Source organism: Sphingobacterium sp. MAE (assembly GCF_056711605.1).
The window spans coordinates 4,663,261-4,678,517 of sequence record NZ_CM160044.1 but is presented as its reverse complement, the minus strand read 5'-3'; the positions used below and the strand labels follow the sequence as shown (position 1 = coordinate 4,678,517).

The 15,257-nt window shown below is 34.8% G+C and carries 10 protein-coding genes; 6 read left to right on the top strand and 4 right to left on the bottom strand.

The window, feature by feature from the left end:
* The first annotated feature begins 439 nt into the window (after positions 1 to 439).
* The 4 genes from AC06G9_RS19980 to AC06G9_RS19965 are packed head-to-tail and all read left to right on the top strand — an operon-like array spanning position 440 to position 6,916.
* Entirely contained in the window at positions 440 to 3,589 is a 3,150-nt protein-coding gene (locus tag AC06G9_RS19980) for a SusC/RagA family TonB-linked outer membrane protein (RefSeq protein ID WP_480957006.1), read from the top strand.
* Between the two features lie 11 nt (positions 3,590 to 3,600).
* A complete protein-coding gene (locus AC06G9_RS19975) occupies positions 3,601 to 5,127 on the top strand; it encodes a RagB/SusD family nutrient uptake outer membrane protein (RefSeq protein WP_480957005.1) in 1,527 nt (508 codons plus the stop codon).
* Between the two features lie 11 nt (positions 5,128 to 5,138).
* Positions 5,139 to 5,831, top strand: a complete 693-nt coding sequence (locus tag AC06G9_RS19970) for a hypothetical protein (RefSeq protein ID WP_480957004.1) — start codon at positions 5,139 to 5,141, stop codon at positions 5,829 to 5,831.
* Between the two features lie 17 nt (positions 5,832 to 5,848).
* Positions 5,849 to 6,916, top strand: a complete 1,068-nt coding sequence (locus AC06G9_RS19965; protein ID WP_480957003.1) for a DUF5007 domain-containing protein — start codon at positions 5,849 to 5,851, stop codon at positions 6,914 to 6,916.
* 1,311 nt (positions 6,917 to 8,227) lie between these two features.
* On the opposite strand, the gene AC06G9_RS19960 is transcribed toward AC06G9_RS19965, so the two are convergent.
* Complete coding sequence (locus AC06G9_RS19960) at positions 8,228 to 8,839, bottom strand: hypothetical protein (protein WP_248755481.1); 612 nt, start codon at positions 8,837 to 8,839, stop codon at positions 8,228 to 8,230.
* A gap of 100 nt (positions 8,840 to 8,939) precedes the next feature.
* Here AC06G9_RS19960 and AC06G9_RS19955 point away from each other — a divergent pair, with 100 nt between their 5' ends.
* Both AC06G9_RS19955 and AC06G9_RS19950 read left to right on the top strand, forming a co-directional pair.
* Entirely contained in the window at positions 8,940 to 9,338 is a 399-nt protein-coding gene (locus AC06G9_RS19955; protein WP_045753082.1) for a hypothetical protein, read from the top strand.
* A gap of 242 nt (positions 9,339 to 9,580) precedes the next feature.
* Positions 9,581 to 10,780 (top strand): hypothetical protein, encoded by a 1,200-nt coding sequence (locus AC06G9_RS19950; protein ID WP_480957002.1) that lies wholly within the window; start codon positions 9,581 to 9,583, stop codon positions 10,778 to 10,780.
* Positions 10,781 to 10,869: 89 nt separating this feature from the next.
* Here AC06G9_RS19950 and lipB read toward each other — a convergent pair whose 3' ends face one another.
* From lipB to recG, 3 genes are all read right to left on the bottom strand, one after another.
* Positions 10,870 to 11,568, bottom strand: a complete 699-nt coding sequence (lipB, locus tag AC06G9_RS19945; protein ID WP_045753084.1) for a lipoyl(octanoyl) transferase LipB — start codon at positions 11,566 to 11,568, stop codon at positions 10,870 to 10,872.
* Between the two features lie 108 nt (positions 11,569 to 11,676).
* The gene (gene hflX, locus AC06G9_RS19940; RefSeq protein WP_108158136.1) at positions 11,677 to 12,864 is read right to left on the bottom strand and encodes a GTPase HflX; all 1,188 of its coding nucleotides are present in this window, start codon (positions 12,862 to 12,864) and stop codon (positions 11,677 to 11,679) included.
* Between the two features lie 225 nt (positions 12,865 to 13,089).
* The gene (gene recG / locus AC06G9_RS19935; protein WP_480957001.1) at positions 13,090 to 15,195 is read right to left on the bottom strand and encodes an ATP-dependent DNA helicase RecG; all 2,106 of its coding nucleotides are present in this window, start codon (positions 15,193 to 15,195) and stop codon (positions 13,090 to 13,092) included.
* Between the last annotated feature and the right edge of the window lie 62 nt (positions 15,196 to 15,257).

Below are 15,257 nucleotides of genomic sequence, written 5' to 3'. Positions count from 1 at the left end.
AAACTATATTAAGTATTTTATCCCCTATTCAACATACAATAGCAGTCCTTCAAAATTTATCTAACGCAATATCTCTGTCTTGATTTTAATAGTTTAAAAAACAGTATTTTTTTGATTCTATTAATTAGTTTCATTTGTTATTAAAATCTGAATTTCATGTAGGTAAGTGTGTTCTTTTTATAGTGAAATATATGCCTACGGCTCTGTAAAGTGGAATTTAACGTAAACTCACTTAGAAATCATTATTATGTAATTATCCTTGTAATAGGAAAAAAACACACACATTTTGTGCAATCGTGTGCGTAAAAATAGAACAATCGTTTGCGATGCAATTAAGTTAATTCTTTTGTTTAAGATGAAAATTAAGCTAATGTAAAATTTGAGTTACCATTTCAATTGCTGTAAATTAACCTAAAATTTACTAACCAAATCAATTGTTATGAAGAAAATTTTACCAATTTTTCTCTTCTTTTTGATGTCGTGTAATTTATTGTTTGCACAGGTAACTAATATTACTGGAACAATAAAAGACGAAAAAGGAAGAACATTACCTGGGATAACAATATCCGAACGAGGTACCAAAAATCAAGCTTCAAGTGGAGGTGATGGAAACTTTACTATTAAAGTTAAAGGTATTCCTACTGCCTTAATTATTAGTGGTGTTGGGTATAAAAAACAAGAAATACCAGTGAATAAAGATGCGCATGTCACCATTAATCTTGAAGAATCTACTAATGATCTGAGCGAAGCTATTGTGACAGGTTATACTACAATTAGCCGACGAAAAACAACAGGATCTATTTCGAGTATTACGAGTAAAGAAATTGAAAACTTGCCAGCAGCTAGTATTGATGTTCTTTTACAAGGTAAATTGCCAGGAGTCAATGTCCAGAATTTTACAGGACAGCCAGGTGTTAAGACTTCTTTGGTAATTCGTGGAAACACAAATATTCCAAGATCAAGCGGTGACTTTGATGCAGATAATTTAAGTAGTAATCCTTTATATGTACTCGATGGTATACCAGTATCAGATGATGAGATTAAAAACTTTAATGTTACTGGAACAAATTATTTAGCGAGTTTAAATCCAAATGATATTGAATCTGTCGATGTATTAAAAGATGCATCTGCGGCAGCATTATATGGCGCTCGAGCAAATAATGGGGTTATCATTATTAAGACGAAAAGAGGGGTGCTTGGAAAGCCTAAATTGAGTTTAAATACCTACCAAGGTTATGTGACGAAACCAGGAAAGGTGGAAACATTGATCGGTGCCGCAGAGCGTAGAAAAAAGATGGAATTAATTTATAAATATGCTAATGATGCACAAGAGCAAAATATTCCTCAATTACTTACCGATAGTTTAAATCCTGCATTTAATAATAATAATGATTACCAAGATCTATTTTATCAATCAGGCTACGTTCAGAATTATGATTTAGCTGTATCCGGTGCTACTGAAAATGTAAATTATCGTATCAGTGGAGGTATGTACAACGAGAAAGGAATAGTTAAAAGTACAGGTTATAAACGGTATTCTTTTACCAGTAATGTAAATTTTAATATTACTCAGAATCTTGAGTTCCTAACTAATTTTAAAGCTTCTACAGGCAAAAGATTAGAAGGAAAGGGGACCACTGATTTCTTAAAACAAGGTAGATATAGAAGTGTATTCGGGATTAATCCAATCAGTATGCCAACTTCATTGCTAGGTATGAGCGATGATGATGTAAATAGTATCATTAATCCATATGATTATCAGCGGAATGATAATGTGAACGTTGATCTAAGTGGAGTTGGAGAATTACGTTATACTTTCTTAAAAGACTTTCGTATCAGTACAAGAAGTATTATTAATTATTCAACAGCTAAAAATGACTTTGCTTCTCCTTCCATTATTAATACAGATGGTTTAGCATACGCAAAATCGACTTATACACAATATCGAAAATACTTATTGACCAATAATATATTGTGGACTAAGACTTTAAATGATAAACATAATATTACTGCAACTTTTGTGCAAGAATATGAGACTCGTAAAAATGAGGGCTTATATTTGCTAGGCAGAGATATTCCAAATGATAACATTCAGGTTATTAAAGGTATTGCATCTCAAAATTTAAGTGGCTATTCCGATCAATCTACATATGCAAAGTTATCCTTTCTAGGAGCTGCTCACTACGATTATAAGGGCAAATACCTTTTTGATGCAGTTTATCGTGGAGATGCTTCTTCACGTTTCGGAAAGAATAATAAGTGGGGATATTTTCCATCGTTAGGAGCAGGATGGATTTTAACAGAAGAAGATTTCTTATCGCAGTCGGAATGGGTTAAAGAACTGAAACTACGTGGAAGTTGGGGTAGAACAGGTGATGAAAGTAGTATCGGTGATAATGATCGTTATAATGCTTATATCGCTGGTAATGGGAATTACCCAGGAAATTATGGTAGTACATATGGTGGTGGTACCGCAGTTATACCAAACTATGCCGGTATAACAAATGATGATATCACTTGGCAAAGAACGGAGACTTGGAATGCTGGTGTAGATGCATTGCTTTTCAATGGAAGACTGACGGTCAATGTAGATGCTTATGTGAGAACTACGACTGGACAAATGTTAAGTGTATGGATTCCAGAATATACTGGATATCTGAGTACATTTACAAATGCAGCCGGTGTGCGTAATTCAGGTCTTGAAATTAACCTAATGGGAAAAGTATTTGGTAGGGAAAAAGCTTTACAATGGACACCATCTATTAATTTTTCATTCAATAAAAATATAGTAACAGCTCTTCCAGATGGAAATCGTGACCTGTATTATGATCAAGCAGTTTATGTTGTTGGGAAACCATTAAATATGTTTTATGGTTATTTAGTAAATGGTGCAATTAGTACTTCCAATGATATTATTGTAAATCCATATACGGGTGCTGTGGGCGCTTCAAAATGGGGAACATTACAGCCGGGATATCCAAATTGGGTCGATGTAAATGGTGATTATAAAATATCGGATGCAATAGGTGAAAATGATATGACTTTTTTTGGTGATCCAAACCCTAAAGTAACAGGTGGTTTTACCAATTATTTTAGTTATAAGGATTTCTCATTGCAAATTCTGACAACGTTTACTTTTGGAAGAGATATTATCAATAGTACTTTTGCGCAGCGTATGTCTAATGGGTTCTTCTATGGTAATCCTAAAGATCTTTCAAAAGCGTCAATTGGTAATTTAGATAATTATGATTTTTGGCAACAAGAAGGTGACATAAGTCGTTATCCTGCCGCGAATCCATATATGGGATTATATGCCTGGAGAGCTGGTCAATCGATGTTCATGGAACCAGGTTGGTACATTAGAATCAAAAATATCAACCTAGCGTACCGTTTTGATAAAACAAAACATGCTTGGATGAACCGTGCAGGTATAAATTCATTCCGTATTTATGGTACTATGGACAATGTACATATGTTTCAAAAATTTTCAGGGATTGATGCTGAACGTGTTGATGGGAGAGGATTTGACTATGGAGATGGTTATCCACTACCATCAAAATATACATTGGGTGTACAATTCGAATTTTAATAGATACTATTATGAAAATACAGTTTAAACAATATATAAAAATTGTGGTAGCGGCCTTGATTTTAATTGGTTTATTTGGAACGAGTTCATGTAATAAAGACTTGGAAAATAAATTGATAAACGATACGTATTCAGATACGTATTGGCAAAATGAAAAAGATATCAATGGTGCCGTTTTAGGGACATATGGTTTATTCCGTAAGGCAATGACTACAAATCAATGTTTTTTTATTTGGGGAGATGCACCAATAGGAATATTAACGACGCTTGAAGGAACAAATCATTCAGGAGTATATACATCTGGTAATTTTGCACTTCCATATCGTGAAACAGGGGTTCATAATTGGACAAACTGGTATCGAGTGGTAGATTTAACCAATCTGATTATTAAGCGGGTACCAGAACTTGATGATAATAAATTTTCATCGGGAAATAAGAACTATCTTTTGGGGGAGGCATATTTCATGCGGGCGCTGGCTTATTTTTATATGTCTCGTGTCTGGGGCGATCTTCCATTGCAAACTACGCCAACTGAAACGGCTAATCAGGCTATTTTGAAAGGAAGAACTCCTACAGATGAAATTCTTAAATTAATTGTCGAAGATGCACAAAAAGCATCATCATTATTAACTTGGGAGGGTGTTGAAGGCAACGGTAGACGTCGTGCTAATAAAGCGGCTGCATTAGCTTTATTAGCCCATACAACTGCTTGGCAAAATGACTATGCTAAAACTATTCTTTATACAGATTCAATAATTTCAAAAAAGGAAATCTTTTCATTGCAACCAAAAGGAAGTATTCGTAATGTTTTCAAAGATGCAAATGCAAAAGAGAATATTTTTGTATTTACAACTAAAGATAGTGAAAATGAATCATCACAATATGATGGTAATGTAAACATATTTTCTGCTGCAGTAGGATTCATAACTGTTTCGAATCAAATTTATGTCAACATGCCGTTTAATGTACCAAATTATTTTATTACAAATTCAAAACTTGATGAAATTTACGGAGATAACTCAGTTGAAGATTCGCGTAAATTAGAATTCTTTCGTAATATGACGAATACTGAAAACAATTCTTTAATGAAGTATTCAGATATTGTTTATAAAAATGCTGCCACCAATTCGGACCCTCGACTAGAAAGTAATTATGTGATATTCCGTTTGGCTGATATGATTTTATTAAAGGCTGAAGCACTAAACGCTTTAAATCGTGATGGAGATGCGTTGACAGCTGTAAATAGCATACGAACAAGAGCAGGTGCAAAAACGATGTTAAATAGTGGTGGAGCAAACCTTAAACGTGATATATTAAAAGAAAGACAAAGAGAATTAATTGGAGAAGGACATGCGTATTTTGATATTGTGAGAAACACATGGAAATCAGGAAATAATAATTTATTTGTTCAGCTGACTTCATGGAGTATGGATGCCGGAAGATTAGCTCAAAAAGGTTATTTATTTCCTATTCACAATTCGATCTTAAATACTAACCGTTTAATTTCCCAGAACCCATATTGGATGGGCAGATATTAATGAAGAAAACTATGAAAAACATATTATTTTTAACAGCAACATTTATTGTCTTTTTTACAAGTTGTAAAAAAGATGACGTAATCGATGGAGGATTAAGCACTGAATATGTAAATATGACTACTTATGATTTTTTAAAATCACACCCCCAACATTTATTCGATACGACTTTGATGATTATTGATAAAGCTGGACTTAAAGATAAAGTCAATGCGGCTAAAACATTTTTTGTCCCTACAAATTATTCAATTCGCAATTTTCTGTTGTCTAAACAGCAAGAAATTCGTAAACAGAATGAAAAATTGAATTTTAATATTGATTCGTTATTTAAATACTATACGCCTAAGATGTTACAGGATTCGATGAGTCTCTATTTTTTCTCGGATAGAATTACGCGTAATGATCTGACAGAGAAAGGGACTATTTATCAGACGGAGGAATCATCTACTAAATTATTAGCAACTTTAGAACAATCAACAAGTAATGATTACTTGGTAGATGGTATTATTTCGCAAGGACCAAAATTTATTTATTTGACTAAGATTATTGGTGAACGTGATATTATGAAAAATGGTTCATTGAATGATCCCTCAGGTAATACAAAGTTAAATGATATCAGGGTCTTGTGCCAGACAACAGGACTTTTAACTAATACAGGAGTTATACATGTTCTGAATAACACACATATTTGGGCTTTTAGGAGATAATTTTAAATTGAATCAAAATGAAAATTAATTATAAAAAAATTATTATAGCCACTGCGGTTTTCTCTCTTTTTTACACAGGGTGTAAGAAAATAGAAGTCGGTTATTTGAGTGATAATATTCGTTATGGATCTAATCCTATTACGGTTGATCAGGGCACATTTTATATAGCTACAGGAATTATTCCTGATGCCTCCACTCCTCCATTTAAAATCACTTTATTGGATATTAGAAATAAAGAGACCGGAAAGCGGGAAGAAGCTTTTTTTAAAGAGTATGATGTTATGGTTTGGAAAGAAAAATATGATCCTAAAACAGATACCACTTTAGAATTAATAAACAATAAAAGAGCTATTGAAAAAAGATTACCTTTTACGGTTTTGGAAAAAAGTGGGCAATTTATGTTTACTCAGGCGACTGAAAATATAGCTGCAGGCGATTATGAAGTTGATTTACGTGTTGAAAATCCCAAGGGAACTAAAGATTATAAAGGAATAACGACTGTTCGACTTTCTCCTGTTAAGGAATATACGTATGAGAATGCACCTTACTTTATCGCTGTTGAAGCAAATAGTGAAACAAGTATTCGTTATCCATATGATGACCAATGGATTGATCAAACTAAAGGTCAAACCACAAATACAACGTTAAAAATAACACGGGTTGCAGATGGACCAAATCAAATTGTACTTAAAGTTATTGACAAAAATGGAGCAGTGTTTCCAGGTAAAGCATTAGAGAGAAGACCTTCTGGTAATGATTTTCTTAAAACATTGTCAACATTTGCATATAAAACAACTGTTACTGATACTGCTGTTTTATATGATTATGCTCAGACAAGATTTCCAGATATTTACTGGGATACTCAATCAAATGGCCTTAACTGTTATTATAGAATATACTCACAATGGATAAAATCTGTAGACTACGCTGATTCTAAAAATTGGAATCCACCATTTGGTCTAAATTATTTGACGAAGGAGGTACCAGTGAAATTAAATATTCGTTTCAATACGAAAATTAATAGACCTGGTAAGTATATTTATGAACTTCATTTGAAAGCAACTAAAAATCCAAATGCAAAATAATTTATAGAGTGATTTAATTATATTTTTCAATATAGTGCTAGGACTCGATTTTAATTGTCTTTTGTTAAGACTTCAAGAATTGATAGATTAATCAAGAAAACCTCGAACTTCAGTTTTGAGGTTTTCTGTTTTAACGGAAAACTAATTTGATCATTTATTGTCTGGAATATTCAAATTGACTATTTACTCATACATGGTTGAAGCCGTAAAAATTGTTGGATATGTAAGCAAAGTCTGCGCGCACGGGATAGCACTTTTTATTTCATATTCAGTTCCGCTTTTTAAGCCATTTATTACATAATAAGTTTTCCTTGGTCCATTCAATGATCCGGTCCAAGAAGAGTGAATTGTGAAAATTGTAACGATTGAGCTTATTAGAATCTTAAGTATTTAGTAAGATTCAACCAACTTCTTTTATAGATAGATTTTCTGTTATAATATAAGCATCAGTCAAGATGCCTGATTTCAACTTAATATCAGAGTCTTGTTTATTTCTTTTTAGAATAGCCTTTGAAAAGATGAACCGGTTTATGAGCGATATTGCGGATATGTAATTTATTTTTACTCTTAAGTAAGCATACTCCTGGTAGGGATACTTTGCACTTTGATCTAAACATTTTGTCCCACTTTTACTTTTGAGCACTTCAATTGAGGAAATAGTCTTTTACTATAATAATCATCTTTGTTAGCATTGACATAATAAATTTCATCGCCCATTCTCATCAATTGATTCTTTTGTAAAAAAGTCACTATATACCATCATACTTTTTGAAGTGATACCTATCACATACTGTGGTGATAACAGAAGTTGATAATATCAATTCGCACTCTGTTTATTTTGCTTTAAAAAATAGTGCAAATGTAGTCGTGTTCGGCAACAGCTTGTATTTGGTTGCAATGGGTGCATAGTAAAGAGGAGGCTCTGTCTTCCGATAGTAAACTTATGACTGCTGAAATATTTGATGCGTTAGTAATTCGCGATGGTCAGCTTTATCATTACGAAGAATAGAATTTTCTGATGTGAAACCTGCTGAATTCCTGATTTTGATGATGAGGTGGATTGGGTATAATAAGTTTTTGATGGGAGTCGTATTTTTTAAAGGGCGTGTATTCTATTTGTCGATTTTTAAGGGAGGAAAATCTAATAGGGAGTCTGAAAGGCTATATCAAGTAGTTGGTGAGTTCATTTGCTACATTTTTGAGGTGTGTTGTCCCGTTTTACTATGGTGTATCAGTAGATACTGAGATTAAATGTAACATGGTATTCAGACGCCTTATTATTGCGGGTTTTCTTATCGCATACGCGTTCTATTATTGTTGCGCTATGGTAGATTTTATATGCGCATATGCAGGTAGAGGTAAGGTAATACCGTCATTTTCGTATATGTAATATAATGCATGCGCCAAACAGATGAGAAACTCGCGAATAGCAATAATCTTATCTCCAAATTGTGCATTGTCTAGAGATCTCTTCAAAGTTAGTTGTTCCATTAATTCATCCATGATCTTATACCATTTTCTTAATGAATGATAAGAGAAAAACTTACAAATCAAATCGTAGGGATTTTTTTTGTCATTACAGGTGAATTTAGGTCCATACGAGTAGTTGAAGTAATCGTTTCTTGTCGCGAATAATTTTAAAGGATTCTGGTGTTTCGTGAGGCCACATTGTTTGAAAATGACATAGGCAACTTCAATCTGTTTGATCATTTGATTACAATTGTAACCATTTTCGGGATGACCTCCAGTGGACATTGCAGGATAGGCCCCACTTATAACAAAGAGATGGATATCATTTTGCCAGTTAATGAGATCGGTTTGGTTGCGGAAAAAATCATGGATGTAGAGCATCGGATTATCGATAATCTCCTTAGTTAAGTAGCGAAAATTTTTCGCTTTTAGTTTCTTTTGTGTATTTTTCATAATCATTAGTTAAGTTATGCTTCTGGTAGAAGCTATTATATTATAGTTGTTTGTTAAAAATAGGATATTATAATATCTTTTACAAATTAAATTAAAAATAATGTCTGGTATTAAAGAACGTGTCCTGTTAATCGCGGAAAGTAAAGGGATCAATAAAGCAGTTTTCTTTGAAGAATTAGGGCTTTCATATGCTAACTTTAAAGGTGTGCAAAAATATTCCGCACTAAGTTCAGATACGATGGTCATTATTTTAAATAAGTATGTCGATATAAGCCCTGTATGGCTCTTGATGGGGATTGGGGAAATGTATAAGAATGATTTTGGTAATATGAGAGATCATGCAATCCCTTATCAACAGACCGTTGCTTCGCAAGATAAAGATAGTCTGATGGTCGATTCTTTGAATAAAGTGATCAATGCGCTAGAGCAGACAATACGTAGTCAAGAGAAAACAATTCTTGCTCTTGAAAAACAAATAAGTTTTTTAGAGAAAAAATGATTTTGGATATTATTTTATCCTTTTCGTTTTAGCATACTTAAACATAGCTATTGCACTTACAAACTTATCTACCATTATATTCAATCATAATAATTTAAAAAAATAACGGATTAAAGGAAGTTTATTGCTGAGATTTTAGCTTAATTTTGTTGAATGAAGGTATTCTGTTTATAAAGTACGGTCCTTCTTGAAATCTTTTAATATCTACTAATACTGCGTTTATGTTGCAAAGACTATATTTTTTGTTTACTGTATTAATTTGTTTTATTACTCTGGATACTTTTGCTCAATCGGCCGGTGATCGTCCTGTCTATACATCAGAATGGGGGCATCTTTATCGTGCTGAAGATAATGAAAGAGATTTATTGGGTATTTTTTCTACGGAAGCGCCGATTTACGTTTTGGATTCTAATCAGACACAATATAAGGTGAAAGTGAGTAATGGAGATATTGGTTTTATCAAAAAGCAACCACTTCAAAAGGCGATGTCTGGGAAGAGATCGGAGGGTGAACCTGCTCAATATTTTTATCGAGGTAGTCAAGGAAGTCAATGTCCTCATTTTTTTGTTCAGGTATCTGAATTACGGGTGCGAAAAGCTCCAAATGTGGCTAGTATAGCTGTTAGAAGAGCCAGATTGAATGAATTGATTTGTGTGGATTACATTCCGCTTTATTCGGACGGTTGGGTATATATTGGTGATCATTTTCATGAAAAACCTGAATTCATTCAGGCTAAATTTTTAGGTACTGAATTAACTTACGCTAAAGTGTTGAAGGATTATTTTGAGGTAAGAGGTAAAGACCAAAAGCAAGAAATGGTATTGGCAGGAAGGCTGCGGGAAATCGCTTGGACTGATGATAAAAAATTAAAAGAGGCTCTGACTTTTTGGAAACAATCATTTGAAAATGCTGGTGTAAAAGATCCAAAAATAGATATAGATTTTGAATTGCTTGTCGCGGAAAGGTTTCAAAATAGACCAACATTTGATGCTATCATGAGTCAAGTAGAGGAACTTCGTATGCACTTCGATTGGAAGGGAATGCTTCTTTATGATGGAAAGATAACGGATAATCAGATGAAACAATTGGGTATGAAAAGGGTGGAAGAGATTCCTAATATGCCCGAATGTGGATGGGAACCGAAATATTATTATCAATCTCCATCATCTATTGTCGCATTTGAAGAAAATAACAAGGGTAAGTTAGTCGGGTCTGTCTATCAAACCTCCTTCCTGGAAGGTGTAGTATTACGGATTGGTCAGGAACGTGTGGATGCTAACTATGATGAACGGGAATTTGTTGAAAAATTCGGACACTTATTGACCGTCACGTGGATAGATACTCCGCATGTCTATCATATCCCAAATGGCGACGCCGGCCTCTTTATCATTACTTTTGAAAATGGAAAAGCTGTTCGATATGAATGTATGTTTTATTGTTAGGAAGGTTAGATGTTGAACATGTTGGATCATTAAAAAGGTTAGGTAAATATTGAAAATAAAGGGCCTACAGTTTGTAAGTCCTTTATTTTTTAAACCAGTTCCATAGCGAATAGATTGGCAATATGTCTTTTTAATTTGTCTTTTACTTCATTTATATTGGGTTTATAGCCCAACTCTCTTTCCATAGAAGTGACATCTTTGTCATCAATACCACAAGGTACGATATTTCCAAAATAGCTTAAATCTGCATTTACATTAAATGCAAATCCATGCATAGTGACCCATCGGCTTGCTCTGACACCCATTGCACATATTTTACGTGCTTTTTCGTTATCAGCATCTATCCATACACCTGTGAAACTCGGATATCTTCCTGCTTGAATACCGTAGTCTTGCAAAGTCAGGATAATAGCTTCTTCTAATGTGCGCAGATATAAATGGATATCTGTAAAGAAATTATCTAAGTCGAGTATGGGATATCCTACGATCTGTCCAGGACCATGATAGGTAATATCTCCTCCGCGATTAATTTTGTAATAGCGAGCTTCTTTTTCTTCTAATGCTTTTTGATCGAGTAATAAATGTTCTGGTTTACCCGATTTCCCTAAGGTGTAAACATGGGGATGCTCGTTAAAAATTAAAAAGTTTTCCGTTGACAATTCGGTGTTGTTAACACGATTATCATGCTTTATTGCTAAGGTTTTCTTAAAAATCTCTTCTTGTCTATCCCAAGCTTCTTGATAGTCTACTAAGCCCCAGTCGATAAATGTTACTTTCTTATTTTGCATATTGATATGGCTTTATGCCATTTATACTTTTGTAAAGAATTAAAATACACTTGGTTATTGTCTTCAATGCGATGTTATCCAAGCGTATTTTAGATATAAAAATTTAAATTAGTAAAGCAGATTATTGTAAGGATACCGCGCATTGTGCATATCTACAATGATTTCGTAAAGCTTCTGTTTGAACTCTTCCAAATGTGTTTTGTTTGTTGCGGAAATAAAAATAGCAGGATCAGCATTTTTTGCCATCCAACTGTTTTCAAAATCTTCTAATGTAACAGTACGTTCGCCGTCTTCTCCTTCTTCAACTGTGGGAACAAATGCATCTATTTTGTTAAAGACGGTAATAACGGGCTTATCCAATGCGCCTATATCTTTTAATGTTTCATTTACTGCTTGGATATGATCCTCAAAATTGGGATGCGAAATATCTACTACATGGATCAAAACATCTGCTTCGCGAACTTCATCTAAAGTGGATTTGAAACATTCTACCAAATGATGCGGTAGTTTGCGAATGAATCCAACTGTGTCCGATAATAGGAACGGTAAATTGTCGATAACGACTTTACGCACTGTTGTATCTAAAGTAGCAAATAACTTATTTTCAATCAATACATCTGATTTTGAAATCATATTCATGATGGTAGATTTCCCAACGTTGGTATAACCCACTAATGCAACACGGATCATGTCGCCACGATTCTTACGTTGGGTTTCATTTTGTTTGTCAATGGTTTCTAATCGATCTTTGAAAACACTGATTTTGTTAAGGATAATCCTTCTATCCGTTTCAATCTGACTTTCACCCGGGCCACGCATACCGATACCACCGCGTTGACGCTCTAAGTGGGTCCACATACGTGTTAATCTTGGTAAAAGGTATTGCAATTGCGCTAATTCTACTTGTGTCTTTGCTTGCGCACTTTTTGCGTGGCTGGCAAAGATATCCAAGATGAGGTTGGAACGATCTAATATTTTGACTTTGAGCTCACGCTCGATATTTCGAAGTTGTGAAGGTGTCAATTCATCATCAAACACCACCATGTCAATTTCTTCGGCGATGACAAAAGCTTGGATTTCTTCCAATTTTCCACTGCCCACAAATGTTGCTCGGTCTGGATAGGCCAGTTTTTGTGTAAAAATGCCTTTTGTGACGCCGCCTGCTGTTTGCACTAAAAATTCAAGTTCCTCTAGGTATTCTTGAGCCTTTGTTTCAGCTACTCCCTGTGGAATAACGCTCACGAGAATTGCGGTTTCTGGTTTTACTGCGGTATCGTATATTTTGATTTTTGCCATTATTTTCTGTTATAGTTTTGTATTGTATATTAAACTTGTGGAAATGTTAGCCTCAAGGCTTGACAAATAGGGGATGAAAGGATCAGTTTTCATATCACGAAGTCCTAATAATAATACAAAGATAATCGTTTTTAGTTTAATTGTTTTATCACGAAAGCTTATCCTTTCATTTTATTAAGAGCGCTTATGGGCTGTCTTAGAAAGAAATAGCAAGCGCGCGAATGATTACGAAATTTTATCCCAAGTGATACCGTCCGATTTTTTTGCGAGGTACTGTCTGAGTAATGCATGCCGTTCTTCGATCATTTCGGGATCTTCTTTGAAGATGTCTATGACTGAGTTTCGTGCTTCGGATAACAGTTGTTGGTCAGTAGCGAGGTTTGCTAACTTTAATTCTAATACACCTGACTGTTGCGTGCCAGAGATATCGCCTGGGCCCCGAAGTTCTAGATCTACTTCTGCAATTTCAAATCCATCATTGGTACGTACCATGGTATTCAACCTTAATTTTCCTTCTTTACTAAGCTTATTTCCTGACATCAGTATGCAAAAGGACTGCTCTGCTCCCCGACCTACACGTCCTCTTAATTGGTGGAGTTGTGAGAGACCAAAACGTTCCGAATTTTCAATCACCATAACGGATGCATTGGGCACATTGACCCCGACTTCGATAACGGTGGTTGCAACCATGATCTGAGTTTCATGTTTTACAAAACGTTGCATTTCAAAATCTTTGTCCTTTACTGGCATTTTGCCATGTACAATACTAATTTTATAATCAGGAAGTGGAAATTCACGTTGTATATTTTCCAATCCTGCCTCTAAGTATAATAGATCTAGTTTTTCACTTTCTTTGATCAGTGGAAATACAACATAAACTTGTCGGCCTTTTGCGATCTCTTCACGCATGAGGCCAAACATGCGTAGTCGGGAGCTTTCGAAAAAATGTACGGTCTTGATGGGTTTTCTTCCTGCCGGAAGTTCGTCTATAACAGAAATATCCAAATCGCCATACATGGTCATGGCCAGCGTGCGGGGTATTGGTGTTGCAGTCATCACGAGCATATGTGGTGGGATACTATTTTTACGCCACAATTTAGCCCGCTGTTCTACGCCAAAGCGATGTTGTTCATCGATGACGACAAAACCCAGATTCTTGAATTGTACTTTATCTTCGATTAAGGCGTGGGTTCCGATGAGAATATCTAAAGTTCCATTTTCTAATTCTTCATGGATAACACGACGTTGTTTGGTTGTGGTTGAGCCAGTCAATAATTTGATGTTGCAGATGTCCTCACCGAGTAATTCTTTCAATCCGGTAAAGTGTTGTGTCGCTAATATCTCCGTTGGTGCCATCATGCAGGCTTGAAAACCGTTGTCGATAGCTAAGAGCATGGTCAAGAGTGCAACCACCGTTTTTCCGGATCCTACATCTCCCTGTACTAAACGGTTCATTTGCGCTCCAGTCACGGTATCTTGTCGGATTTCTTTAACGACACGTTTTTGTGCATTTGTTAATGGAAATGGGATACGTTCTTTGAAAAAAGTATTAAACTTGTCACCTACTTTAGAGAAAATCTGCCCTCTGAATTTTTTAGTGTTGAGCTGTTTGTTTTTTAGTAATTTGAGTTGAATATAGAATAATTCATCAAATTTGATCCGCTTGATTGCTTGAGTCAGTTCTTCCTGGCTCTGTGGAAAATGAATAGCAACGGTTGCCCGGGCTTGATCCATCAATTGATGTTTTTCCAATAGATATGCCGGCATTTGCTCGGGAAGTTGACGAAATACAGTTTCTAATGCTGTTTGCTGTAGTTTTTGAATTCCTTTACTGTCTAAATTGAATTTTTTAAGTTTTTCAGTGGAAGAGTAGACCGGCTGTAGCGTCATGTTCCCTAAGTTTTTTGCTTGGGCTTGATATGGCTCCATTTCGGGATGTGTAATGGATATTTGTCCGTTAAAGACGGATGGTTTTCCATACATCACATATACCGCACCTACTTTTAACGATTTCTGGAGCCAGGTAATGGACTGAAACCACACTAACTCGATGCTTCCGGTTTCATCTTTGAATTGTCCAACTAATCTTTTGGCTTTTTTCTCTCCAATTTCTTTAAGCCCAATAAGCCTTCCTAATACCTGAGCAGAGTACATATCGGCATCAAGCTGTCTTATTTTATGAAAGACAGTACGGTCAATGTAGCGAAAAGGATAGTAGCTGAGCAGATCACCAATAGTGAAAATCTGCAATTCTTTCTTAATTACATCAGCTTTCTGAGGGCCTACGCCTTTCAGATATTCTATGGGGGTTATTAAAGATAAATCAGCCATTCTTCTAATTCGCTAATTTAAGGAATTTACTTAAAATTTTAGCAAAGTACTCTTATTGTTTG